18 protein-coding genes are annotated in these 26136 nt (G+C 71.6%); 14 read left to right on the forward strand and 4 right to left on the reverse strand.

Annotated elements, in window-relative coordinates; genetic code table 11:
- Positions 1–110: 110 nt before the first annotated feature.
- The 6 genes from infB (at position 111) to ACF07B_RS23435 (ending at position 10505) form a co-directional block, all read left to right on the forward strand.
- Positions 111–3260, forward strand: a complete 3150-nt coding sequence (gene infB, locus ACF07B_RS23410) for a translation initiation factor IF-2 (RefSeq protein WP_392180353.1) — start codon at positions 111–113, stop codon at positions 3258–3260.
- A gap of 268 nt (positions 3261–3528) precedes the next feature.
- Entirely contained in the window at positions 3529–3822 is a 294-nt protein-coding gene (locus ACF07B_RS23415) for a DUF503 domain-containing protein (protein WP_351552929.1), read from the forward strand.
- Positions 3823–3865: 43 nt separating this feature from the next.
- Positions 3866–4360, forward strand: a complete 495-nt coding sequence (gene rbfA, locus ACF07B_RS23420) for a 30S ribosome-binding factor RbfA (RefSeq protein ID WP_392180354.1) — start codon at positions 3866–3868, stop codon at positions 4358–4360.
- Positions 4357–5262, forward strand: coding sequence for a tRNA pseudouridine(55) synthase TruB (gene truB / locus ACF07B_RS23425; RefSeq protein ID WP_392180355.1), 906 nt, complete (start codon positions 4357–4359; stop codon positions 5260–5262). Before rbfA ends, truB begins: the two co-directional genes overlap by 4 nt.
- A 266-nt stretch (positions 5263–5528) precedes the next feature.
- Positions 5529–9392, forward strand: coding sequence for a serine protease (locus ACF07B_RS23430; RefSeq protein WP_392180356.1), 3864 nt, complete (start codon positions 5529–5531; stop codon positions 9390–9392).
- Between the two features lie 159 nt (positions 9393–9551).
- The gene (locus ACF07B_RS23435) at positions 9552–10505 is read left to right on the forward strand and encodes a bifunctional riboflavin kinase/FAD synthetase (RefSeq protein ID WP_392180357.1); all 954 of its coding nucleotides are present in this window, start codon (positions 9552–9554) and stop codon (positions 10503–10505) included.
- A 134-nt stretch (positions 10506–10639) separates the two neighbouring features.
- Here ACF07B_RS23435 and ACF07B_RS23440 read toward each other — a convergent pair whose 3' ends face one another.
- Entirely contained in the window at positions 10640–14389 is a 3750-nt protein-coding gene (locus ACF07B_RS23440; protein ID WP_392180358.1) for an SCO5717 family growth-regulating ATPase, read from the reverse strand.
- Positions 14390–14831: 442 nt separating this feature from the next.
- Positions 14832–15128, reverse strand: a complete 297-nt coding sequence (locus ACF07B_RS23445; protein WP_362391371.1) for a DUF397 domain-containing protein — start codon at positions 15126–15128, stop codon at positions 14832–14834.
- A gap of 262 nt (positions 15129–15390) precedes the next feature.
- On the opposite strand from ACF07B_RS23445, the gene rpsO reads away from it, so the two are divergent.
- The 5 genes from rpsO to ACF07B_RS23470 all read left to right on the forward strand — a co-directional run bounded on the left by rpsO (position 15391) and on the right by ACF07B_RS23470 (position 20899).
- Positions 15391–15681, forward strand: a complete 291-nt coding sequence (gene rpsO, locus ACF07B_RS23450) for a 30S ribosomal protein S15 (RefSeq protein WP_081219736.1) — start codon at positions 15391–15393, stop codon at positions 15679–15681.
- Positions 15682–16043: 362 nt separating this feature from the next.
- The gene (locus ACF07B_RS23455) at positions 16044–18260 is read left to right on the forward strand and encodes a polyribonucleotide nucleotidyltransferase (RefSeq protein WP_392180359.1); all 2217 of its coding nucleotides are present in this window, start codon (positions 16044–16046) and stop codon (positions 18258–18260) included.
- Positions 18257–19636: a pitrilysin family protein gene (locus ACF07B_RS23460; protein ID WP_326785149.1), complete on the forward strand. Its 1380-nt coding sequence runs from the start codon at positions 18257–18259 to the stop codon at positions 19634–19636. Before ACF07B_RS23455 ends, ACF07B_RS23460 begins: the two co-directional genes overlap by 4 nt.
- 26 nt (positions 19637–19662) lie before the next feature.
- Positions 19663–20415: a 4-hydroxy-tetrahydrodipicolinate reductase gene (dapB, locus tag ACF07B_RS23465; protein WP_369485438.1), complete on the forward strand. Its 753-nt coding sequence runs from the start codon at positions 19663–19665 to the stop codon at positions 20413–20415.
- Positions 20416–20446: 31 nt separating this feature from the next.
- Complete coding sequence (locus ACF07B_RS23470; protein ID WP_362391365.1) at positions 20447–20899, forward strand: hypothetical protein; 453 nt, start codon at positions 20447–20449, stop codon at positions 20897–20899.
- A gap of 75 nt (positions 20900–20974) precedes the next feature.
- Here the strand turns inward: ACF07B_RS23470 and ACF07B_RS23475 are convergent, their stop codons facing one another.
- Together ACF07B_RS23475 and ACF07B_RS23480 are read right to left on the reverse strand one after the other, a co-directional pair.
- Positions 20975–21532, reverse strand: coding sequence for a hypothetical protein (locus tag ACF07B_RS23475; protein WP_369485437.1), 558 nt, complete (start codon positions 21530–21532; stop codon positions 20975–20977).
- A 90-nt stretch (positions 21533–21622) separates the two neighbouring features.
- Complete coding sequence (locus tag ACF07B_RS23480) at positions 21623–21862, reverse strand: hypothetical protein (protein ID WP_362391361.1); 240 nt, start codon at positions 21860–21862, stop codon at positions 21623–21625.
- Between the two features lie 295 nt (positions 21863–22157).
- Here ACF07B_RS23480 and thyX point away from each other — a divergent pair, with 295 nt between their 5' ends.
- The 3 genes from thyX (at position 22158) to ACF07B_RS23495 (ending at position 25826) form a co-directional block, all read left to right on the forward strand.
- Positions 22158–22898, forward strand: a complete 741-nt coding sequence (gene thyX, locus ACF07B_RS23485) for an FAD-dependent thymidylate synthase (protein ID WP_328671870.1) — start codon at positions 22158–22160, stop codon at positions 22896–22898.
- Positions 22899–23109: 211 nt separating this feature from the next.
- Positions 23110–24009 (forward strand): 4-hydroxy-tetrahydrodipicolinate synthase, encoded by a 900-nt coding sequence (gene dapA, locus ACF07B_RS23490; protein ID WP_362391359.1) that lies wholly within the window; start codon positions 23110–23112, stop codon positions 24007–24009.
- Positions 24010–24140: 131 nt separating this feature from the next.
- Positions 24141–25826 (forward strand): ribonuclease J, encoded by a 1686-nt coding sequence (locus ACF07B_RS23495; RefSeq protein ID WP_392180360.1) that lies wholly within the window; start codon positions 24141–24143, stop codon positions 25824–25826.
- The last annotated feature ends 310 nt before the right edge of the window (positions 25827–26136 follow it).

Genomic DNA, 26136 nt, shown 5'->3' on the forward strand with positions numbered 1-26136 from the left:
CGCGAGTTGGAAGTAGGTCGAGATTGCGATGAGCACTCGATGAGCACGCGATGAGTACGCCCATGAAGTAGCGACGGTCCGGACGCAGACCCGGACCTAAAAGGAGCGAAGTGGCTAAGGTCCGGGTATACGAACTCGCCAAGGAGTTCGGCGTAGAGAGCAAGGTCGTCATGGCCAAGCTCCAAGAACTCGGTGAATTCGTCCGTTCGGCGTCCTCGACGATCGAGGCCCCCGTCGTACGCAAACTGACAGATGCCCTCCAGCAGGGCAACGGTGGCGGCAAGCCCGCCCCGCGCAAGGCTGCCCCGGCGAAGCCGGGCGCCCCCTCTCCGGCGCAGGCGGCCCGTCCGGCCGCCCCGCGCCCGCCGGCCCCGAAGCCGGCCGCGGCCGAGACGCCCGCAGCCGCTCCGGTGACCCCGGCAGCCTCGGGCCCGCGCCCGACGCCGGGTCCCAAGCCGGCCCCGAAGCCCGCTCCGGCGGCTCCGGCCCCGGTCGCGGCCGAGTTCACCGCGCCCCCGTCGGCGCCGGCCGCGCCGCAGCAGACCTCCTCGGCTCCCGCCGCGGGTCCCCGTCCGGGCGCTCCGCGTCCCGCCGGCCAGGCCCCGCGTCCCGGTGCCCGTCCGGCCGGTGGTCCCGGTCAGGGTGGTCAGGGTCGTGGCGACCGTCCCGAGCGCGGCGACCGTCAGGGCGCTCCGCGTCCCGCCGGCCAGGCTCCGCGTCCCGGTGCCCGTCCGGCCGGTCCCCGTCCGGGCAACAACCCGTTCACCTCTGGTGGTTCCACCGGCATGGCGCGTCCGCAGACGCCCCGTCCGGGTGGTGCCCCGCGTCCCGGTGGCGCCGGTGCCCCCGGTGGCCCGCGTCCGCAGGGCGCGGGCGGCCAGGACCGTGCTCCCCGTCCCCAGGGCGGTCCCGGCGGCGCTCCGCGTCCGCAGGGCGGTCCGGGCGGTGCCCGTCCGACTCCGGGCGGTATGCCTCGCCCGCAGGGTGGCGCTCCGCGTCCCGGCGGCGGTCCGGGCGGTAACCGCCCGAACCCCGGCATGATGCCTCAGCGTCCTGCCGCGGGCAGCCCGCGTCCCGGCGGCGGCCCCGGTGGCCGTGGTCCGGGTGCCGGCGGCGGTCGTCCCGGTGGTCCCGGTGGCGGCGGTCGTCCCGGCGGCGGCTTCGCCGGCCGTCCGGCCGGTCCCGGTGGCGGTGGCGGCGGCTTCGCCGGCCGTCCCGGTGGTCCCGGTGGCGGTGGCGGCGGTTTCGCCGGTCGTCCCGGCGGTCCCGGCGGTGGCGGCGGTGGCCGTCCCGGCTTCGGCGGTCGTCCGGGTGGTCCCGGTGGCCGTGGTGGCACACAGGGTGCGTTCGGCCGTCCCGGCGGTCCCGCGCGTCGTGGTCGCAAGTCGAAGCGGCAGAGGCGCCAGGAATACGAGGCCATGCAGGCCCCGTCCGTCGGCGGCGTGATGCTGCCTCGCGGCAACGGACAGTCCGTCCGCCTGTCGCGCGGTGCCTCCCTCACCGACTTCGCCGAGAAGATCGGCGCCAACCCGGCGTCGCTCGTCGGCGTGATGATGAACCTCGGCGAGATGGTCACTGCCACGCAGTCCGTCTCCGACGAGACGCTGAAGCTCCTCGCGGACGAGATGAACTTCGTCCTCGAGATCGTCAGCCCCGAGGAGGAGGACCGCGAGCTGCTCGAGTCCTTCGACATCGAGTTCGGCGAGGACGAGGGCGACGAGGACGACCTCGTGGTCCGTCCGCCGGTCGTGACCGTCATGGGTCACGTCGACCACGGTAAGACCCGCCTTCTCGACACCATCCGCAAGACGAACGTCGTCGCGGGCGAGGCCGGCGGTATCACGCAGCACATCGGTGCGTACCAGGTCGCGACCGAGGTCAACGGTGAAGAGCGCAAGATCACCTTCATCGACACCCCCGGTCACGAGGCGTTCACCGCCATGCGTGCCCGTGGTGCCAAGTCGACCGACATCGCGATCCTCGTGGTGGCGGCCAACGACGGCGTGATGCCCCAGACGATCGAGGCGCTGAACCACGCCAAGGCGGCCGACGTGCCGATCGTGGTCGCGGTCAACAAGATCGACGTCGAGGGCGCGGACCCGACCAAGGTGCGCGGTCAGCTCACCGAGTTCGGTCTGGTGGCCGAGGAGTACGGCGGCGACACGATGTTCGTCGACATCTCCGCCAAGCAGGGTCTGAACATCGACGCCCTGCTGGAGGCCGTGGTCCTGACCGCGGACGCCTCGCTCGACCTGCGGGCCAACCCGGAGCAGGACGCGCAGGGTATTGCGATCGAGTCCCACCTCGACCGCGGCCGCGGTGCCGTTTCGACGGTCCTGGTCCAGCGCGGCACGCTGCGCATCGGCGACACCATGGTGGTCGGCGACGCGTACGGCCGTGTCCGGGCGATGCTCGACGACAACGGCAACAACGTCGAGGAAGCGGGTCCGTCGACCCCCGTCCTGGTCCTGGGTCTCACCAACGTCCCGGGCGCCGGCGACAACTTCCTGGTCGTCGACGAGGACCGCACGGCGCGTCAGATCGCCGAGAAGCGGGCGGCGCGCGAGCGCAACGCCAACTTCGCCCGCCGGGGTGTCCGGTTCTCCCTGGAGAACCTGGACGAGGCCCTCAAGGCCGGTCTGGTGCAGGAACTCAACCTCATCATCAAGGGCGACGCGTCCGGTTCGGTGGAGGCTCTCGAGTCCTCGCTGCTCCAGCTCGACGTCGGCGACGAGGTCGACATCCGTGTCCTGCACCGCGGTGTGGGTGCGGTCACCGAGTCCGACATCAACCTGGCGACCGGCTCCGACGCCATCGTCATCGGCTTCAACGTCCGCGCTGCGGGCCGCGCGGCGCAGATGGCGGAGCGCGAGGGCGTCGACGTCCGGTACTACTCGGTGATCTACCAGGCCATCGAGGAGATCGAGGCGGCCCTGAAGGGCATGCTGAAGCCGGAGTACGAGGAGGTCGAGCTCGGCACGGCGGAGATCCGCGAGGTCTTCAAGTCGTCCAAGCTGGGCAACATCGCCGGTGTCCTGGTCCGCTCGGGCGAGGTCAAGCGCAACACCAAGGCGCGCCTCATCCGCGACGGCAAGGTCATCGCGGAGAGCCTCAACATCTCCGGGCTGCGTCGCTTCAAGGACGACGTCACCGAGATCCGCGAAGGGTTCGAGGGCGGTATCAACCTCGGCAACTTCAACGACATCAAGGTCGACGACGTCATCGCGACGTACGAGATGCGCGAGAAGCCGCGCTCGTAAAGCGGTTCCCAGGCTGGCCGGCGGTGAGCAGTCACCGCCGGCCAGCCTGGCTTTTGCGAGATCACGCCATTCCCCGCGTCCCTTCCCGGGGCGCGGGGAATCGCGTGACCGGCCCAGGGAGGCCGCCGTGCCGGGTCACCCGTCCGGCGTACGGCCCGGGCCCGGAAACCCCGTCGAGCGAGCCGACGGTTCGTTGTACGGTTCTGATGTCCCTGCCAAGTGCATTGGCAGGCCATCTACCCCGTACCGGCGGGACATCCGGTTACACATGTATGTGGGGACGCTGTCCTTCGATCTGCTCCTCGGCGACGTTCACTCGCTCAAGGAGAAACGCTCTCTCGTCCGGCCGATCGTCGCCGAACTCCAGCGGAAGTACGCGGTGAGTGCCGCCGAGACGGGCAACCAGGACCTTCACCGCAGGGCCGAGATCGGCCTGGCGGTGGTCTCCGGGGACACCACGCACCTGACCGACGTACTGGACCGGTGCGAACGACTGGTCGCGGCGCGACCGGAGGTGGAACTGCTGTCGGTACGACGCAGACTCCACACCGACGAAGACTGACGAAGACCGACGCAACACGCAAGGCGAAGAAGGAGACGGACCAGTGGCCGACAACGCGCGGGCGAAGAGGCTGGCGGACCTCATCCGAGAGGTGGTGGCCAAGAAGCTGCAGCGCGGGATCAAGGACCCGCGGCTCGGCACTCACGTCACCATCACGGACACCCGGGTCACCGGGGACCTCCGGGAGGCCACCGTCTTCTACACGGTGTACGGGGACGACGAGCAGCGTGCCGAGGCGGCCGCGGGCCTGGAGAGCGCCAAGGGCGTGCTCCGCTCGGCCGTCGGCGCGGCGGCGGGCGTGAAGTTCACGCCGACGCTGACGTTCGTCGCGGACGCCCTGCCGGACACCGCCAAGACCATCGAGGACCTCCTCGACAAGGCACGGGCCTCGGACGAGAAGGTGCGCGAGGTCTCGGCCGGCGCGTCCTTCGCGGGCGACGCGGACCCGTACAAGAAGCCGGGCGAGGACGACGCAGACGACGCAGACGACGCAGACGACGCGGACGACTCGGACGACGAGGACGACTCGGCTCGATGACGCAGCAGACCAGAACGCCCGACGGGCTTGTCATCGTCGACAAGCCGTCGGGCTTCACTTCGCACGACGTGGTCGCCAAGATGCGCGGGATCGCCAGAACCCGCCGGGTCGGTCACGCGGGCACCCTCGACCCCATGGCGACGGGCGTGCTCGTCCTCGGCGTCGAGAAGGCCACCAAGCTCCTCGGGCACCTCGCGCTCACCGAGAAGGAGTACCTCGGCACGATCCGGCTCGGCCAGAACACGCTGACCGACGACGCCGAAGGCGACCTCACCTCCTCGACGGACGCCTCCGGCGTGAAGCGCGAGGCGATCGACGCCGGGGTCGCCAAGCTGACCGGCGCCATCATGCAGGTGCCGTCCAAGGTCAGCGCCATCAAGATCGACGGCGTGCGCTCGTACAAGAGGGCACGCGAGGGCGAGGAGTTCGAGATCCCGGCCCGCCCGGTGACCATCTCGTCGTTCTCGGTGTACGACATCCGTGACGCGGTCGCCGAGGACGGCACCCCGGTGCTCGACCTGGTCGTCTCCGTCGTCTGCTCCTCCGGGACGTACATCCGGGCGATCGCCCGCGACCTCGGCGCGGACCTGGGCGTCGGCGGTCACCTCACCGCCCTGCGCCGCACCCGCGTCGGCCCGTACAAGCTGGACGCCGCGCGCACCCTCGACCAGCTCCAGGAGGAGCTGACGGTGATGCCGCTCGCGGACGCGGCTGCGGCCGCGTTCCCGCGCTGGGACGTGGACTCCAAGCGGGCCCGGCTGCTGCTCAACGGCGTCCGGCTCGAAATGCCCGACGAGTACGCGGGCAAGGGCACCGTGGCGGTCTTCGACCCCGAGGGCCGGTTCCTCGCGCTGGTAGAGGAACAGAAGGGCAAGGCCAAGAGCCTCGCCGTCTTCGCCTGAGGAACCGCGCGCCCCTGCCGGGCGCGTGGCCGGGCGGACACTCTGCCCGTGGAGCGGCGGTCACGGGGTCTCGTGCCCGCCGCTCCACGGTCCCCCCTCGGTTCCCCCACCAAGGGTGTATCCATCCCATCTGCCGTTTTCACCCCATCGGGCGGGCGCTCGGAGTGAACCGGGGGAGTAGAGGGGGGCGCGTTCGCCCCACGATCTGTCCCGCTGATCACCTCGCCCCTACCGTCGGAGCAGGAGCACGGCGGGGAGGTTCGAGTATGGCGGGGCGAGGCCCGCGGACCGGGAACGACAAGGCGGCGGACGACGCCGGACAGGCGGGGGACGACGCCCTCGTACGCGTCTGTGACCCGGCCGGCCGGCCGCGCGGCACGGGATTCGCGGCCGACCACCACGGCACCGTGATCACCAGCCACGAGGCCGTCGACGGACTGGCCCGACTCGTCCTGCACGCCCCCGGCGACCGCACCTGCGTGCTGGGCGCCGACGCCGTCACACCGCTGCCCGGCCTCGGTCTGGCCCTCGTACGCACCGAAGGTCTCGGCCTCGTCCCGCTCCCCGTCACCGTGCGGGACCGCGTCGCGACCGGCACGTACGTCAGGATCGCCGCGGGCGGCTGGCGCGAGGCGCGCGTGCTGGGCTCCGCCCCCGTGACGTACCCGGCCCTCGGCGAGACTCATCTCCTGCACGGCGCACTGGAGTTGGCGATCGGCACGGCGGGCGCGGACGCGCTCAGGCCGGGCGGCGGAGCGACCGGCGGACCGGTCCTGGACGCCCGCACCGGCGCCGTGGTGGCGGTCGTCGGCACCGCCCTGCACGCCCGCACCCCGCACGGCACCGCGCCCGGGGAGACCCCGGCGGGCCATCGGGCGCCCGGACTCGCCGTTCCCATGCGGGGCGGCGTAGGGCCGCTCACCGAACTGCTGGCCCGTAACGCGGCCACCGTGCCCGCGTACGGCGCCGATCTGAACCTCGCGGGCGCGCTGGAGCTCACCGCGACCTCGGTGGGCTCGGACGGGCCCCGCCCGCCGGTCCCGTCGGCCGCCGCGGGCGCACACCCCGGAATCGTCGAACGGGCCCACGCCGGCAGGGAGTTCGCGGCCTTCGAGAGCGGCCCCGCCGTCGTCCTCGGGCTCGTCGGCCCGCCCGGCAGCGGCCGTACGACGGAACTGGCCGCCCTCGCCGCCCGCCGCCTGAGGGGTCCCGGACCGGCCCCCACCCTCTGGCTGCGCGGCGCCGATCTGCGCGCCGACGACACCTCGGTGGCCGACGCGGCGACGCGTGCCCTGGAGCGTGCCGGACGGATCGTGGCCGCGTCCCGGCAGAGCCCCGGAGCGACCGGGACGGCGGCCGTGCGGCGGTCCCCGGCCGGGGGGAGCGTCCTGCCTCCCGAGGGATACGGCGGCGAACTCGGCGACATCGCGCCGGAGTCCCTGGCAGGGCCCGCGCACGCCGCGGGCCGGCCGCTGCTGTTCCTCCTCGACGGCCCCGAGGAGATGCCCCCCGAACTCGCCCACCGGCTCCCCGCCTGGACCGAGGCGACGGCGGCCTGGCTGACGGAGACCGGCACCCGACTCGTGGTCGCCTGCCGTGCGGAGTTCTGGGAACGGGCCGGGGCGGAGTTTCCCGCGGCCGTGCTGCACCGCCCGGCGCCGGACCCGGACGGCCGGCGGACGCCGGACCCCGACGGACCCGCGTCGCCGGACGCCGGGGGGACTCTGCCCGCGTGTGTGCCGCTCGGTGATCTGACCGAGGAGGAGGGGCGACTGGCGCGGACGCGTGCCGGGATTGCGGAAGGTGCCCTCGCGCCGACCGACGCCCGCCGTCCGCTGGTGCTGCGCCTGCTCTCCGAGGTGCGGGCCGCGCCCGTGGACCTTCCGGCCCGGCAACTCGCCCGCGACGACGTGTTCGCCGCTCACCTCGACCTGATGTGCCTGCGCGTCGCGGTCCGGCTCGCCGCGGCGAACGGACTGCGCGGCACCGCCGTCCGCCGGCTCGCGGCCCGGGTCTCCGGCCAGGTGCACGAAGCCGCCCGGCGCTGCCTGGGCCCCGGACAGGGCCAACTGGACCGGGCCTCCTTCGAGAGCGTCTTTCCCTGGGGTCCCGCCCGGGGACATCTCGCGGGCATCACCGGCTGGGCGTCCGCCGTCCTCACCGAAGGGCTCCTCGTCCCCGCCGGTGACGGTTACCGCTTCGCCCACGAGGAGCTCGCCGACTGGATCCAGGGCGCCCACCTCGACCTGGACGCCGCGCTGGACAGCCTCGTCCACCGCGGGCGCGGCACCGGAAGCCGCCCGGATACCGGCACCGATACCGGCACCGACGTCGGCCGTACGGAGAGCAGGGTGTCCGGCCACCGGCGCGCCCGCCGTGCCCGGCACGCCTCTTCCGGCACCGGGGCCCGCGACTCCAGGACCCCCGCCCGCGGAGCCGGCACCCTCCCGGTCCCGGGCCACAGGATCGGCCCCGTCGTCGAGACCCTGCTCCTGCTGGCCCGTCAACAGGCCACCGCCGAACTGACGCTCCGCCTCGAAGACCTCGTCCACGCGGTCGGCGAGCTGCTGCCCGAATCACCGGACCGGCTCACCGCCCGGCACGGCGCCGTCCAGGGCCCCCAGGCACCCGCCCCGCCCGGCGACCCGCTCTGGTGGGCGACCCGCCTCTGCACGACCGTCCTGCTCCGCGTGCCCGACGCGACCCCGTACCTCGGCGCGCTGCGGCTCCTCGCCGAGCGGATCGTGGTGTGGCGGCAGCAGGGCAGAGCCGTACCGCCCGCGTTCGGCCCGGCCTTCTGGGTGGCGCTGCCCGTCCCGGACACGGAACGCTTCGACCTGCTCAGGCGCCTGGTGGCCGCCGACCCCCGCCGGGCCCCGGCCACCGAGCCCCCGCACCCGGGCGAGGCCCCCGCCGCCCCGCGCCATCTCGACACCGTCTCCCGTCTCCTCGCCGCCGACCCCGTCGCCGTACACCGCCACCTCACCCGCTGGTTCGACGACGAGCGGCCCCTGCCCGCGACACCGAACGCGACCGTGGCGACGGCCGCGCAGGCACTGCTGTACGCGCACCGGCGGCGCGCCCCGGACGATCTGACCGAGGCCCTCCTGACGGGCGCCCATCCACGGGGCGACGAACTGCTGGCCGTGCTGGCCGAGGAGGAGCCGTCGGCCGTGTGCCGGGCCGTCGACCGGTGGGCGCGGGACGAACGGCCCGAGCGGCGTGCGGCGGCCCTCACCCTCGGGCTGCGCGCGGCACCCTTCGCGGCCACCCCGGCCGACCGCGAAGTGCTGCGGCACGCCGCGCTCACCCTGCTCGCCCGTCCCGGCGACCGTACCCTGCACGGCGGGGCGCTCGGCATCCTCGTACAGGATCCGCTCGCGCGTGCCCGGTGTCTGCCGCAGGCCCTGGAACGCTTCGCGGCAGGTGACCCACGGCTGCCGGCGAGCGCGCCGGCCGCCGCGCTCGCCACCGACCCGGAGCCCGTGCTCGCCGCGTTCCGCGAACGGCTGCGGCGGCTCGGCCCCGACACGGGCGAGCTGCTGCGCGCCCTCGCCGACGTCACCACCCCCGCCCTGGCCCGCCCGGTCGCCGCCCTGGTGCGCGAGACCGTGGAGCTGTGCCCCGGAGTCGCCGCCTACATGGCCGCGGACGTGGACCGGCGCATCGACCACGGAAGTGCTCCCCCTGGGGCGCTGTTCTCCCTGGTCAGCGGACTGCTGGAGACCTGCGGCGCGCCGGTGCGGAGCGCGCTCGCCCAGGTCCTCGCGTCGTCGGGAGAGCAGGCGCCGGCCCCGCTGCGGCGCGAACTGCTCGATCTGCTGCTGGCGCACGAGCGCGATCCGGTTGTTCTCGACACCGTGCTGAGGGCCGTCGCCGCCGGCCTCGACCGCAGAGGTGAGGAACCCACCCGTGAGCTGGTGCACCGCGTCGGCCTTCTCCTCGTCCGCACCCCGGCCGGGGCCACCGCCCTCGACCGGGGCCTGGCCGACCTGGCCCGGCGCGTTCCGGGCTTCGCCGCCCTGCTGGCCCGCTGGGTGACCGGCGCCCCCGGGGAGTGGCACGGAGTCGTCGGCCCCGGCACCCGCCACCTGATCGAGAACCTGGCCGGGGCGAGGGCGCCCGCCTGAACCGCACCCACGCACCTCGTCGAACTCGGCACCGCGCTCCGCGGCGCTGAGCGATCGGTCACAGCCCGATGCCGATGCAAGCCGAGAGCGCACGGCATGGCACCCTTAGAGCTGCGAATAAGGCAATGACGGACACGGGTTCGACAAGGAGCGGTCACAGTGCAGCGCTGGCGTGGCTTGGAGGACATCCCCGAGGACTGGGGGCGCAGCGTCGTCACCATCGGTTCCTACGACGGGGTGCACCGCGGACACCAGCTGATCATCCGGCATGCCGTGGACCGCGCCCGTGAGCTGGGTGTCCCCTCCGTCGTGGTCACCTTCGACCCGCACCCCAGCGAGGTCGTCCGCCCCGGCAGCCACCCGCCCCTGCTCGCCCCGCATCACCGCCGCGCCGAACTGATGGCCGAACTGGGCGTCGACGCCCTGCTCATCCTGCCGTTCACCACCGAGTTCTCGAAGCTGTCGCCCGCCGACTTCGTGGCCAAGGTGCTGGTCGACAAGCTGTATGCCAAGGCGGTCGTCGAGGGCCCCAACTTCCGCTTCGGCCACAAGGCCGCGGGCAACGTCGGCTTCCTGCGCGAGCAGGGGGAGACGTACGACTTCGAGGTCGAGGTCGTCGACCTGTTCGTGTCCGGTGAGGCGGGCGGCGGCGAGCCGTTCTCCTCGACGCTCACGCGGCGCCTCGTCGCCGAGGGCGATGTCGAGGGCGCGCGCGAGATCCTCGGCCGGCCGCACCGCGTCGAGGGTGTCGTCGTCCGCGGCGCCCAGCGCGGCCGGGAGCTCGGCTTCCCCACGGCGAACGTCGAGACCCTCCCGCACACCGCGATCCCCGCCGACGGTGTCTACGCCGGCTGGCTGCACGCGCAGGGCGAGGCCATGCCCGCCGCGATCTCCGTGGGCACCAACCCGCAGTTCGACGGCACCGAGCGCACGGTGGAGGCGTACGCCATCGACCGTGTCGGTCTCGACCTCTACGGTCTGCACGTCGCCGTCGACTTCCTCGCGTTCGTCCGCGGCCAGGCCAGGTTCGACTCCATCGAGGCGCTGCTGGTGGCCATCACCGACGATGTGAAGCGCTCGCTGGAACTGATCGAGGCGTACGACGGGGAGTAGCCCCTCTCCCGCCGCCTCTCCGTTCTCTCCCGGTCCCTGCTCCGGATTCCCTCCCGTACGCACGCGAAGACCCGCACCGTCATGAACGGTGCGGGTCTTCGCCGTGTCCGGCCCCTCCACGGAGCCGGCCGGACCTACTGCTGCGGGGGTGCCGGGGGCGGCGGGGTCTGCCCCGGGTTCGGCGGGTAGGCCTGTCCGGGCGGGAACTGCTGCCCCGGCTGCGGCGGCTGCGCGTATCCCTGCCCCGGCGCCTGCGGATAGGGCTGACCGGGCTGCTGCGGATAGGGCTGTCCCGGCCGGTCGTACGGCTGTCCGGGCTGGGGCTGCTGCGGAGCCTGCCCCGGCGCGGGCTGACCCGGAACCTGCTGCCCGGGCCCGTACGGTCCGGGAGCCTGCTGTCCGGGAACGTACTGACCCGGCATCGGCGGCGCGGCCACCGGCGGCGGGTTGCCGTCGTTCGTCCACAGCCCGTGCGACTGCTGGTGCCGCGCGAAGTCCTCGGCGACCATCGCCGAGAGGTTGAAGTACGCCTCACGCACCTTCGGCCGCATCATGTCGAGGTCGACCTCGGCGCCCGCGGACAGGTGCTCGTCGAACGGCACGACCACGACCCCGCGGCAGCGCGTCTCGAAGTGGCTGACGATGTCGTCGACCTTGATCATCTTGCCGGTGTCGCGCACGCCGGAGATGACCGTGATCGACCGTGAGACGAGGTCCGCGTAGCCGTGCGCCGAGAGCCAGTCCAGCGTCGTGCTGGCGCTGCTCGCCCCGTCCACGGACGGCGTCGAGATGATGATGAGCTGGTCGGCGAGATCGAGCACCCCGCGCATGGCGCTGTACAGCAGACCGGTTCCTGAGTCGGTCAGGATGATCGGGTACTGCTTGCCCAGGACGTCGATCGCGCGCCGGTAGTCCTCGTCGTTGAAGGCCGTGGACACGGCCGGGTCGACGTCGTTGGCGATGATCTCCAGCCCGGAGGGCGCCTGGGAGGTGAACCGCCGGATGTCCATGTACGAGTTGATGTACGGGATCGCCTGCACGAGGTCACGAATGGTGGCGCCGGTCTCGCGACGCACCCGGCGGCCGAGCGTGCCGGCGTCCGGGTTGGCGTCGATGGCGAGGATCTTGTCCTGGCGCTCGGTGGCGAGCGTGGAGCCGAGCGCGGTGGTCGTGGTCGTCTTGCCGACACCGCCCTTGAGACTGATGACGGCGATCCGGTAGCAGGAGAGCACCGGGGTCCGGATCAGCTCCAGCTTCCGCTGCCGCTCGGCCTCTTCCTTCTTTCCGCCCAGCTTGAAACGCGACGAGGCGGCGGTCGGACGACCGCTCTTGACCTTCTGCTTCTTGTTGTTGAGCAGCCGGTCCGAGGACAGCTCCACCGCCGCGGTGTAACCGAGCGGGGCCGCACCGGGGTTGGTCGGCTGCCGCTGATCGTGCCGCACGGGCTGTGGCCAGGCGGTACCGGTCCGCGGGTCGACCGGGGCGGTCGGCGCGGGGGGCTGCTGCGCGGGCGCCGGGTACGGCGGGGCGGCCGACGCGGGGGCCTGCGGCTGCGCGAGGTCGTAGCCGGGCTGCGGCGCGGGTGAGCCGGCCGCCTGCTGCGGGAATCCGTAGCCCTGCTGAGAACCGGGAGCCGGAGCGTGCGGCGGCGCGGCGTCCGACACCGGCGGGGCGGCCGGGGCGGGTTGGACGGGTGCCTGCTGTTCCGGGACCGGGGCGGGCTGCGGGAATCCGTAGCCGGGTGCCTGTGGGCCGGCGGCGGGGTGGGCCGGCGGCTGGTCCTGGGGTGCGGTGTTCGGCTGGGGGAATCCGTAGCCCGGTACGGGAGCGGGCGGGACGGGTGCCTGCTGTTCCGGGGCCGGGGCGTTCTGCTGCGGGAAGCCGTAGCCCGGGGCCGGGGCCGCCGGAGCGGACGGGCCGGGCACCGGGAAGCCGTAGCCGCCCTGCGGGGCGTAGGCAGGGTCGGGGGCGCCGGACTGGGGGAAGCCGTAACTGCCCTGCTGAGGCGCGGCCGGGGCCGCGGGGGCGGGAGCAGCGGGTGCTGCCGAGGGATGGGCGGCCTGCGGGGGAGCGGGCACGGCGTTCTCGAAGTCCGCCGGCGGCACGGGCGCGGGCGCCTGAGGCGAACCCGCGGGACCGGGAGCACCCGGCGAGGACCACGCCGACGGCACTGGCTGCGGTGCCGGGGGCTGGAAGGGCTGGCCGGGGGCCGGAGCGGGCGCCGACGCGGGCGGCTGGAAAGGCTGGCCGGGGGCGGGGGACTGTGCGGCCGGGGGCTGGAAGTGTTCGCCCGGGGCTGGAGCGGGTGCCGGAGCGGGGGCCTGGAAGGGCTGGCCGGGCGCGGGAGCCTGCGGTGCCGGGGCCTGGAAGGGCTGACCCGGCGCCGGAGCGGGCGGCTGGAAAGGCTGGCCGGGGGCGGGGGACTGTGCGGCCGGGGCCTGGAAGGGCTGGCCCGGGGCCGGGGCCTCGGGTGCCTGCTGCGGCATCGGCGCCTGGTACGGCACCCGGTCCTGCGCGGCCGGCGGGGGCTCCGTGGCGGCGGGCCACTGCGGAGCCGGTGCGGGGGCCGCGGGCTGGTAGGCGGGCGGCAACGGCGGCAGCCCACCCTGCGGCAGCGGCGGCGGAGCCCAGACGGGAGGCGTGTCCCGCACCCTCTCGGGCTCCTCCGGGCGGACCACGGGTACCGCGTCCTGGGGCTCGCCGTCCTGGAGCGGGGCGTCCTGGAGTTCGACGTCGCCGACCCCGTGGGCACCGGCGTCGGTACCGGTCTCGTCGTCCGATGAGCCCGGCGGCACGGCGTCGGCGGCCCTGTCCCGGGCTTCTTCGCCGGTTCCGGCCGACGTGGCGCCCGGTTCCTCGACGGACTCGGCGTCGGGGGAAGCGGCATCGGCTTCGGCGGCCCGGTCCGTCACCGGTTCGTCGGCCACGCCCGCGCGCTGGGACTGGGAGGCCGCCTCCAGGGACTGGTAGGCGAGCACGGGATCGATGGCGGGGGCGGGCTCGGGAGCGGCCACGGGCTGGGCGGGCACCTGCTGCCCGGACCGGTCCTCGTGATCCGGCCGGACCACGGGCACGGCTGTGACCGGGGTGCCGGCTTCGTCCTCGCCCCGCACGGTGCTCTCGTCGCCGTCCCGGTCGTCACCTTCGCCGGTGCCGGCCTCGGTCTGGGCGTCACGGGCCGGAGCGTCCCCGGCCCCGGCGTCCTCGGAAGCCGTCCGGTCCGCGATCTCACGCTTCAGCGCGACAGCGGAGAACCGCATGGTCGCCCCGCTGTCGAGGTCCCCGCTCCCGGAATCCTGTACGTCGGGAGCGGCATCGGAGGCGGCGGGCGGAGCGGCAGGCGTCCACGGCGCCGGGAAGCCGCCCGCGGGAAGGTTCGGCAGAGCGGTCGGGCCACCGGCATCGGCGACCGGAGCCGCCGCCACGGGCACCTGAGGCTGTACGACGTCGGGCTGCCCGACGTGAGGCTGTACGACGGGCGGGAGGACGGTCTCGGGGCCGTCGGCGGGCGCCGGGCCGGTCACCGCAGCGGCCGGCGGTCCGTCCGCGGCCGTCGTGCTCTCCGCAGCCGTCGCGCCACCGGCAGGTGCCGAGTCCTCCGGATCCCGCGAATCCCGCGGCTCCTCGGACTCCTCCACGTCCCCGGACGCCTTCGAGCCGTCGGATTCCTCCGGCTCCGCCGAGTCCGCCGGACCTTCCGAGTCCCCCGCGTCGCCCGTGCCCCCCGAATCCCCGGAACCGTCCGAGGCGTTCTGCGTGTACCAGGCGGGCGGCGCGTAGTCGATGGTGAACTCGCCCGTCGTCTCGACGGCGGACTCGGCGTCGGACTGGTCATCGCCGGGCGTCGCCCAGCCCCCGCGGATCCCGTCCCGATCGCTGTTCACAATTCCTCCTGGTGTGGTCGAGCACCCTCAAGCCGTGCCGGGCCGACCGTCTGCTTGTCGTCCGCTGACGTTCGCGGACGACCGAGGCCGCCCGAAGTGCGTACGAGACCGCCCGATTTGACCGGCCCCCCGGATAACGCGAGCCCCCCGTCCACGGGTTCAGACGTCGCGTCCCGTCCCAGCCTAATCACCATGACTGTTCGCCGGGCAGGCCCGTCCACCGCACCGCGGCGGCCCGTTACGGCACACCCTGCCCAGAAGTGGCGTACGCACGCTCACTATTGACTCGAAAGCGGACAAACAACGGCACCCGCAGGGCCACTTGTCGCACGGTCGCCCGCCCGGCGCGCACGCGCCTCTCGCGGACGCGCCGGGAGGCGGACAGAGAAAAGGGCCGCCGCGGACATGTCTCCGCACCGGCCCCTGAGTTCCCGACGGCCCGCTACTCCGCCGGCGCACCACCCGCGTGCGAAGCCGGCTCCAGGTCGAACTCGCCGTCCCGCGCGCCCAGCACGAAGGCCCGCCACTCCGCCTCCGTGTACCGGAGGACCGTCCCCGGTTCGAGCGACGACCTCATGGCCACCGCGCCCCCGGGCAGATGCGCGATCTCGACCCGCTCCTCGTGCTCCTCGGTGCCCGGCGCGCTCTCCCACGCGACCCCCGAGATGTCGAGCGCGTAGAGTTCGTCCTTCTCCCGCTCCTTGCGCGCCTTGACGTCGTTCTCCGTCTCCTCGGCCATGTTCGCCGGCCCCTTCCCCACGTACGAATGACCCTGCCGTCACCCTAGTGGCCCGGTCAGCGCCGTCCGGGAAGGTTCGTGGACCCGGACCGACGTATCCGCCCAGGCTGGTACCCTGTGTAACGGCCGTTTGTGTACGCACCCCCGGAGCGCTGCTCTGGAGGCCGCGCCCAGCGGATCCCCGCCTTCCGAGTCACGGAAGCTCCCCTGAGAATTCGACCAGGGGCACTCGGTGGCAGACACGAGACTACAAGGAGTAAGCGTGCCGCTCGACGCCGCTACGAAGAAGCAGCTCATCAGCGAGTTCGGTCAGAAGGAGGGCGACACCGGCTCCCCCGAGGTCCAGGTCGCCATGCTTTCGCGCCGGATCTCGGACCTGACCGAGCACCTCAAGACCCACAAGCACGACCACCACTCCCGCCGTGGTCTTCTGATCCTGGTCGGTCAGCGTCGCCGCCTGCTTCAGTACCTGGCCAAGAAGGACATCCAGCGCTTCCGTGCGCTGGTCGACCGCCTGGGCATCCGCCGTGGTGCGGCCGGCGGCGCCAAGTAAGACGCCGTGAAGGGAGCGGTTCCCACTTCTTGGGGACCGCTCCTTTTGCTGTACGTGCTGCCTCAGGTGCTCTCTACGTGCGGAGTGTCACCGACGCTTTGTAGTGTGGTAGCACAACGCAATACGCAGGAAACAGCACGGACGAACACAGCGTGACGACGCCGTACCCGCCGGGTAGGGCATCTCACGACAACGAACGAGGAGAAGCGCGCCTCATCGCCGCCGGTCCTCGGTAGTGGCCCCCGGGCGTCAGAGCCCCGGGTGCTTCGATCGAAGACCGGCCCGCACGAGAAGGAGCGCCTCTCCGCCACCGTCCCCCTGCCACACGGGCAGGACGGGACGAAGACGAGGAGAAAACGCTAGTGGAGAACGAGACCCACTACGCCGAGGCCGTTATCGACAACGGTTCCTTCGGCACCCGCACCATCCGCTTCGAGACGGGCAGGCTGGCCAGGCAGGCCGCCGGCTCCGCCGTCGCGTACCTGGACGACGACACCATGGTGCTGTCGGCCACCACCGCTTCGAAGAAGCCCAAGGACCAGCTCGACTTCTTCCCCCTGACGGTGGACGTCGAGGAGCGGATGTACGCCGCCGGCAAGATCCCCGGCAGCTTCTTCCGCCGTGAGGGCCGTCCCTCCGAGGACGCGATCCTCACCTGTCGCCTGATCGACCGCCCGCTGCGTCCGTCCTTCAAGAAGGGCCTTCGCAACGAGATCCAGGTCGTCGCGACGATCATGGCCCTCAACCCCGACCACCTGTACGACGTCGTGGCGATCAACGCCGCGTCCGCGTCCACGCAGCTGGCCGGTCTGCCCTTCTCCGGCCCGGTCGGCGGCGTCCGCGTCGCGCTGATCAACGGCCAGTGGGTCGCGTTCCCGACGCACACCGAGCTCGAGGACGCCGTCTTCGACATGGTCGTCGCCGGTCGCGTCCTGGAGGACGGCGACGTCGCGATCATGATGGTCGAGGCCGAGGCCACCGACAAGACGATCACGCTCGTCCAGGGTGGCGCCGAGGCGCCGACCGAGGAGGTCGTGGCCGCCGGCCTCGACGCCGCGAAGCCCTTCATCAAGGTCCTGTGCAAGGCGCAGTCGGACCTCGCCGCCAAGGCCGCCAAGCCGACCGGTGAGTTCCCGATCTTCCTGGACTACCAGGACGACGTCTTCGAGGCCCTGACCGCCGCGGTCAAGAGCGAGCTCGCCCAGGCGCTCACCATCGCCGGCAAGCAGGACCGCGAGGCCGAGCTGGACCGCGTCAAGGAGATCGCCGCCGAGAAGCTGCTCCCGCAGTTCGAGGGTCGCGAGAAGGAGATCTCCGCCGCGTACCGCGCGCTGACCAAGAAGCTGGTCCGCGAGCGCGTCATCAAGGACAAGGTCCGCATCGACGGCCGCGGCGTCACGGACATCCGTACGCTGGCCGCCGAGGTCGAGGCCATCCCGCGCGTGCACGGCTCGGCGCTGTTCGAGCGTGGCGAGACCCAGATCCTGGGCGTCACCACCCTCAACATGCTCCGCATGGAGCAGCAGCTGGACACCCTCTCCCCGGTGACCCGCAAGCGCTACATGCACAACTACAACTTCCCGCCGTACTCCGTCGGTGAGACGGGCCGCGTCGGCTCCCCGAAGCGCCGCGAGATCGGCCACGGCGCGCTCGCCGAGCGCGCGATCGTGCCGGTCCTGCCGACCCGCGAGGAGTTCCCCTACGCGATCCGTCAGGTGTCCGAGGCCCTCGGCTCCAACGGCTCGACGTCCATGGGCTCGGTCTGCGCCTCCACCATGTCGCTGCTCAACGCCGGTGTGCCGCTGAAGGCCGCCGTCGCGGGTATCGCCATGGGTCTGATCTCCCAGGAGATCGACGGCCAGACGCACTACGTCGCCCTCACCGACATCCTCGGTGCGGAGGACGCCTTCGGTGACATGGACTTCAAGGTCGCCGGCACCAAGGAGTTCGTGACCGCCCTCCAGCTCGACACGAAGCTGGACGGCATCCCCGCCTCCGTCCTGGCCGCGGCCCTCAAGCAGGCCCGCGACGCCCGCCTCCACATCCTCGACGTGATGATGGAAGCGATCGACACGCCGGACGAGATGTCCCCGAACGCCCCGCGGATCATCACCGTCAAGATCCCCGTGGACAAGATCGGTGAGGTCATCGGCCCCAAGGGCAAGATGATCAACCAGATCCAGGAGGACACCGGCGCCGACATCACGATCGAGGACGACGGCACCATCTACATCGGTGCCGCCCAGGGCTCGCAGGCCGAGGCCGCGCGCGCCACGATCAACGCGATCGCCAACCCGACCATGCCGGAGGTCGGCGAGCGCTACCTGGGCACCGTCGTGAAGACGACGACCTTCGGTGCGTTCGTGTCGCTGCTCCCGGGCAAGGACGGTCTGCTGCACATCTCGCAGATCCGCAAGCTCGCCGGCGGCAAGCGCGTGGAGAACGTCGAGGACGTCGTCGGCGTGGGCTCCAAGGTCCAGGTCGAGATCGCCGAGATCGACTCCCGCGGCAAGCTCTCCCTGATCCCCGTGATCGAGGGCGAAGGCGACGATGAGAAGAAGGACGACACCGACCAGTGACGTCGAGTAGCTCCACGACGACGGCCCGCACCTCTTCGGAGGCGCGGGCCGTCGCCCGTACCCAAACCCTCATCAAGGGCGCGAACGGCATCGGCACGGTCCGCAAGACCACCCTGCCCGGCGGTCTGCGCATCGTCACCGAGACGCTCCCCTCCGTGCGCTCCGCGACGTTCGGCATCTGGGCGCACGTGGGCTCCCGCGACGAGACGCCGACCCTGAACGGCGCCACGCACTACCTGGAGCACCTGCTCTTCAAGGGCACCAGCCGCAGGTCCGCCCTGGACATCTCCTCGGCGATCGACGCGGTCGGCGGCGAGATGAACGCGTTCACGGCCAAGGAGTACACGTGCTACTACGCACGCGTGCTCGACACCGACCTGCCGCTGGCCATCGACGTCGTCTGCGACATGCTGACCGGCTCGCTCATCCTCGAGGACGACGTCAACGTCGAACGCGGCGCGATCCTCGAAGAGATCGCGATGACCGAGGACGACCCGGGCGACTGCGTGCACGACCTGTTCGCGCACACCATGCTCGGCGACACCCCCCTCGGCCGTCCGGTCCTCGGCACGGTCAACACCGTCAACGCCCTGACCGCGGACCGCATCCGCCGCTTCTACAAGAAGCACTACGACCCGACGCACCTCGTCGTCGCCTGCGCGGGCAACGTCGACCACAACAAGGTCGTACGCCAGGTCCGTGCCGCCTTCGAGAAGGCCGGCGCCTTCAAGAACGCCGAGGCGGCCCCCATCGCCCCGCGCGACGGCCGGCGCAGCATCCGCACCGCGGGCCGCGTCGAACTCCTCGGCCGCAAGACCGAACAGGCCCACGTCGTCCTCGGCATGCCGGGCCTGGCCCGCACCGACGACCGCCGCTGGGCCCTCGGCGTCCTGAACACCGCGCTCGGCGGCGGCATGTCCTCGCGCCTGTTCCAGGAGGTCCGCGAGAAGCGCGGCCTGGCCTACAGCGTGTACTCGTACACCTCGGGCTTCGCCGACTGCGGCCTCTTCGGCGTCTACGCGGGCTGCCGCCCGAGCCAGGTCCACGACGTCCTCAAGCTCTGCCGCGACGAACTGGACCAGGTCGCCGAGCACGGCCTCTCGGACGACGAGATCGGCCGCGCCATCGGCCAGCTCCAGGGCTCCACGGTCCTCGGCCTGGAGGACACCGGCGCGCTGATGAACCGGATCGGCAAGAGTGAGCTGTGCTGGGGCGAGCAGATGTCGGTCGACGACATGCTCGCCCGGATAGCGTCGGTCACCCCGGACGAGGTCCGCTCCATCGCCCGGGACGTCCTCGGACAGCGCCCCTCGCTGGCGGTCATCGGCCCGGTCAAGGACAAGCAGGCGTCCCGGCTGCACGACGCGGTCGCGTAAATCCCGTCTCGGTAAGGAACGAAGCAATGAGCAAGCTGCGCGTGGCGGTCCTCGGTGCCAAGGGCCGGATCGGAGCCGAGGCGGTACGAGCCGTCGAAGCCGCCGAGGACATGGAGCTGGTGGCCGCGCTGGGCCGCGGCGACAAGCTGGAGACGCTGGTCGAGGCCGGCACCCAGGTCGTGGTCGAACTGACCACCCCGGCTTCGGTGATGGGCAACCTCGACTTCTGCGTCCGGCACGGCATCCACGCCGTGGTCGGTACGACCGGCTGGACCGAGGAGCGTCTCGCGCAGCTCGGCACCTCACTCGCCGCGTCCCCGGAGACGGGCGTGCTCATCGCGCCCAACTTCTCCATCGGGGCCGTACTGACGATGAAGTTCGCCGAGGTCGCCGCGCCCTACTTCGAGTCCGTCGAGGTCGTCGAGCTGCACCACCCGAACAAGGTGGACGCGCCCAGCGGCACCGCCACGCGCACCGCTCAGCTCATCGCCGCGGCCCGGGAGCGCGCGGGCAGCGCCCCGCAGCCCGACGCCACGGTGACCGCCCTGGACGGCGCCCGCGGCGCCGACGTCGACGGCGTCCCGGTGCACGCGATCCGGCTGCGTGGCCTCCTGGCCCACCAGGAGGTCCTGCTGGGCGGCGAGGGCGAGACCCTGACCATCCGCCACGACTCCCTCCACCACAGCAGCTTCATGCCGGGCATCCTGCTCGGCGCCCGCCGCGTGGTGACCACCCCGGGCCTCACCTTCGGCCTGGAACACTTCCTCGACCTCGGCTGAGCCGGGGACGTACGACAGTTAGCCGACAGACATGCGCGCGAAGATCACCTATGCCGTCACGGCCGCCGTCCTGGTCGTCTATTTCGTCCTGGTCGGCAGCCGGGGCGTGCTCCTCATCCAGAACGGCACCCTGATCACCGTCACCTTCGGGGTCGCGGTGCTCATCCTGCCGGTCATCGGCGTCTGGTTCCTCTGGATGAACACCCAGTTCGTCCGCAAGGCCAACCGGCTCGCCACCGTGCTCGACGCCGAGGGCGGACTGCCCGTCGACGAGCTGCGGCGCACCGAGCACGGCCGCATCGACCGCGACTCGGCCGACGAGGTCTTCGCCCGTCGCAAGGCCGAGACCGAGGACGCTCCGGACGACTGGCGGAGCTGGTTCCGCCTCGCCGTCGCCTACCACGACGCCCGGGACACTCCGCGCGCCCGCAAGGCCATGCAACGGGCCATCGCCCTCCACGAGGGCAGGACCCTGGAAGCCTGACCGGGCGTACGGCGAAGGGGCCGGCCCGCACCCTGTGCGGACCGGCCCCTTCGCCGTGATGTCTCCCGCTGTGTCTCAGGCCCGGTGGTACTCGTCGGCCCACACCTCGATGACGTCCGCCGCCCGGTCGAAGGCCTCGGTGCGCGCCAGGAAGTCGGCGTTGTGCGTGGTCATCAGCGGCGGTACGTCCCCGGGCGCGCGGTCCGCGCTCACCAGGGTCAGAGCCTGGCCCTGGACCGTACGCGGCAGACCCAGCCAGCGCACCGGCTGTTGCACCGTGCGCACCGCCACGACCCGCGCCCACGGAGTCGTCCGTGTGACGAAGAAGCCCACCCGGCGCAGCCCTCGGGCGCTGACCCACACCCCCATGCGCAGCAGCCGCAGCGCGCACAGGATGACGGCCGTCGCGCCGGCCATGCAGGCGACGGCGCCGGGCAGCGTCCCGGCGACGGCGATGATCACGGCCGCGACCAGCACGTACGAGGCGAGCAGCAGGACGAGCGCGGCCGCGCCCACCCGCCAGGGGCCGGGCCGGTAGGGGCGCCGCCAGCGGTCGCGGTCGTCGAAGGGCAGCGCGACATCCTCCGCCGCCTCGTCAAAGGCGCGGTCCGCCGTCAGAAAGGGCAGGGGCACGACTGATCCTCACTCGATCCACGCATGGTCTGTGCCCGGTGAGGTTATCGAGCCGGTTACCGGCTCACCACCCTTGGGGGTCCGGAAGAGTCAGCGGTCGTCCGACGCCACGGAATGCTGCGTCTGCGCAGGTGACGGATCCTGGGACAGGGCGGGCATGCCGAGGATCAGGGACCCGGCGATCCCGGCGGCCAGGGTGAGACCGAAGAGCCACCGGCCGGCTATCTGCCCGGCGGAGGACCGCTCGCGGGGCGGGGGAGCGACATTGCTGCGGAACGGGTCGGCTTCGGCGGTGAAGGCGAACGGGACGGGCTCGCGCCGACGGGACATGGGCGGTGCTTCTCCTCTGGGTGCTTCGCCGGGCCCAGTGACGTGATCCGGGTGTTCCGGGTGACCTGGGTGATCCGGTGGCAAGTGGTGCGAACGGCTCGAACGGCTCGAACGTATCGCTCTCACTCATACAGACGGCCGAACGTTACAAGACGTGCCCGGAATCACCGAATTCGCCGAAGTTCGCCGATGAATGTCGCGGCCGGCACCGAACGCCCGCTTGCGGACGGCGGGCGGACGCCGGGCCGTAGAGTGGTCGCCGCCCGAGCCAGTGATGGGAAGGACCCCGCCCACCGTGACCGACACCCCAGCCGACGACCTCAAGCCCTTCTTCCGCAGCGATGTCACCGTCGAGCTGATCAAGCACACGGCCTCCGACGCCGACGTGCTGTTCGCCGCCCGTGTCTCCACCGCGGGGGAGCAGTCGCTGGCAGAGCTGCAGAAGGACCCGGAGCGCTCCAAGGGCCTGATCAACTACCTGATGCGGGACCGGCACGGCAGCCCCTTCGAGCACAACTCGATGACCTTCTTCGTCAGCGCCCCGATCTTCGTCTTCCGCGAGTTCATGCGGCACCGCGTGGGCTGGTCGTACAACGAGGAATCGGGCCGCTACAGGGAGCTGGAGCCGGTCTTCTACGTTCCCGGCGAGGACCGCAAGCTGGTCCAGCAGGGGCGCCCCGGCAAGTACGAGTTCGTCCAGGGCACCCCCGAACAGCACAGGACCGTCACCACGGCCATGGAGGAGTCGTACCGGCAGTCCTACGCCGCGTACCAGGAGATGCTGAAGGCCGGTGTCGCCCGCGAGGTCGCCCGCGCCACCCTTCCGGTCGGACTCTTCTCCTCGATGTACGCCACGTGCAACGCCCGCTCCCTGATGCACTTCCTCGGACTGCGCACCCAGCACGAGCTCGCCAGGGTGCCGTCGTTCCCGCAGCGGGAGATCGAGATGGTCGCCGAGAAGATGGAGGCGGAGTGGGCCGGGCTCATGCCGCTCACGCACGCGGCGTACAACGCCAACGGGCGCGTGGCGCCGTAACACGCCACTGAGCACCGGTCCGGCACAGATGTACGGATCAGCCGAGCGAAGTGTCCGTATTGCGGCATTTCGCGAAGTTCATCTAGCCTGATCAAACGGACCCGGCACTGCTTGAACCCCCGAGCAGGCAGTGCCGGGTTCCACCTTTGTCATGCTTTGTCGTGGCCCCCGAGGGCAGACCACGCGGTGAGCAGCGAGTAGCGTATTACCCATGGCTCCGACCTCCACTCCGCAGACCCCCTTCGGGCGGGTCCTCACCGCCATGGTCACGCCCTTCACGGCGGACGGCGGACTCGACCTCGACGGCGCTCAGCGGCTCGCGACCCACCTGGTGGACGCAGGCAACGACGGCCTGATCATCAACGGCACCACCGGTGAGTCCCCGACCACCAGCAACGCGGAGAAATCGGAGCTGGTACGCGCCGTGCTGGAGGCGGTCGGCGACCGCGCCCACATCGTCGCCGGCGTCGGCACCAACGACACCCGCCACAGCATCGAACTCGCCCGCGACGCCGAGAAGGCCGGCGCGCACGGCCTGCTCACCGTGACGCCGTACTACAACAAGCCCCCGCAGGAGGGTCTGTACCGGCACTTCTCGGCCATCGCCGACGCGACCGAACTGCCGGTCATGCTCTACGACATTCCCGGCCGCAGCGGCGTACCGATCAACACCGAAACCCTGGTGCGGCTCGCCGAGCACCCGCGTATCGTCGCGAACAAGGACGCCAAGGGAGACCTCGGCCGCGCCAGCTGGGCCATCGCCCGCTCCGGCCTCGCCTGGTACTCCGGCGACGACATGCTGAACCTGCCGTTGCTCTCCGTCGGCGCGGTGGGCTTCGTCTCCGTGGTCGGTCACGTCGTCACCCCGGAACTGCGCGCGATGCTCGACGCGTACGTCTCGGGGGACGTCCAGAAGGCCACCGAGATCCACCAGAAGCTGCTCCCCGTCTTCACCGGCATGTTCCGCACCCAGGGCGTGATGACGACCAAGGCCGCGCTCACCCTCCAGGGCCTGCCCGCCGGTCCGCTCCGCGCCCCGATGGTCGAACTGTCGCCCGAGGAGACCACCCAGCTCAAGATCGATCTTGGCGCCGGCGGGGTAGAGCTCTGACCACAGACTTCACAACTGAATACGCATGACCGCAGGCCATGGGCCTGCACCCCACACAACAGCTACTGCACGAACGTCACGCGCGCCACGTGCCTTGCCAGGTACGTGGCGCGCGTGGTGAGGAGAGTCTTTTGAGTCATCCGCATCCTGAACTCGGCAAACCGCCGGTCCTCCCGAAGGGCGGCCTGCGGGTCACCCCGCTCGGCGGCCTCGGCGAGATCGGCCGGAACATGACGGTCTTCGAGTACGGAGGCCGCCTTCTCATCGTCGACTGCGGAGTGCTCTTCCCCGAGGAGGAGCAGCCCGGAATCGACCTGATCCTGCCGGACTTCACGTCCATCAGGGACCGCCTCGACGACATCGAGGGCATCGTGCTCACGCACGGCCACGAGGACCACATCGGCGGCGTCCCGTTCCTCCTGCGCGAGAAGCCGGACATCCCGCTGATCGGCTCCAAGCTGACCCTCGCGCTCATCGAGGCGAAGCTCCAGGAGCACCGCATCCGGCCCTACACGCTCGAAGTGACCGAGGGCCACCGGGAGCGCATCGGACCGTTCGACTGCGAGTTCGTCGCGGTCAACCACTCCATCCCGGACGCCCTCGCGGTCGCCATCCGCACTCCCGCGGGAATGGTGGTCCACACCGGCGACTTCAAGATGGACCAGCTCCCGCTGGACGGCCGTCTCACGGACCTGCACGCGTTCGCCCGGCTGAGCGAGGAAGGCATCGACCTTCTCCTCTCGGACTCCACGAACGCCGAGGTCCCGGGCTTCGTCCCGCCCGAGCGCGACATCCAGAACGTGCTGCGCCAGGTCTTCGCCGGCGCCAGCAAGCGGATCATCGTGGCCAGCTTCGCCAGCCATGTGCACCGCATCCAGCAGATCCTCGACACGGCCCACGAGTACGGCCGCAGGGTCGCCTTCGTCGGCCGCTCGATGGTCCGCAACATGGGCATCGCGCGCGACCTCGGCTACCTGAAGGTGCCGCCGGGCCTGGTGGTCGACGTCAAGACGCTCGACGACCTTCCGGACCACGAGGTCGTCCTCGTCTGTACGGGATCCCAGGGCGAGCCGATGGCCGCGCTCTCCCGGATGGCGAACCGCGACCACCAGATCCGGATCGTCCAGGGCGACACGGTGATCCTGGCGTCGTCGCTGATCCCGGGCAACGAGAACGCGGTCTACCGCGTCATCAACGGTCTGACCCGCTGGGGCGCGAAGGTCGTCCACAAGGGCAACGCCAAGGTGCACGTCTCCGGTCACGCCTCCGCGGGCGAGCTGCTGTACTTCTACAACATCTGCAAGCCGCGCAACCTCATGCCGGTCCACGGCGAATGGCGCCACCTGCGGGCCAACGCCGAGCTGGGCGCCCTGACCGGCGTTCCGCACGACCGGATCGTGATCGCCGAGGACGGCGTCGTCGTCGACCTGATCGAGGGCAAGGCGAAGATCTCCGGCAAGGTCCAGGCGGGGTATGTCTACGTCGACGGTCTCTCGGTCGGTGACGTCGGTGAGCCCGCGCTCAAGGACCGCAAGATCCTCGGCGACGAGGGCATCATCTCGGTCTTCGTGGTCATGGACGCCAGCACCGGCAAGCTCACGGCCGGCCCGCACGTGCAGGCACGTGGCTCCGGTATCGACGACGCGGTCTTCGTCGATGTCATCCCGAAGATCAGGGAAGTCCTGGAGCGGTCCGCCCAGGACGGTGTGGTCGAGCCCCACCAGCTGCAGCAGCTCATCCGCCGCACGCTGGGCAAGTGGGTGTCCGACACCTACCGCCGGCGCCCGATGATCCTCCCGGTCGTCGTCGAGGTCTGACCCCCGGTCAGGTCTCAACCAGGAGCGGGGCGCCTCGATTTGCATCGGGGCGCCCCGCTCCAGTACGTTTACGTCTCCGCCCGAACGGGAACCCCGAAGCTTCATGCTCCGGAGCCAGCCCGAGCGGGATGGAAATTCCGACTCAGAGAATCTGATAAAGTCGGAACCGCCGGAAAGGGAAACGCGAAAGCGGATTACCTGGAAAGCACCGAGGAAATCAGGCCCGAAAGGATCTGATAGAGTCGGAAACGCAAGACCGAAGGGAAGCGCCCGGAGGAAAGCCCGAGAGGGTGAGTACAAAGGAAGCGTC

The sequence above is a fragment of the Streptomyces sp. NPDC015532 genome, assembly GCF_043078065.1.
Lineage (GTDB): Bacteria > Actinomycetota > Actinomycetes > Streptomycetales > Streptomycetaceae > Streptomyces.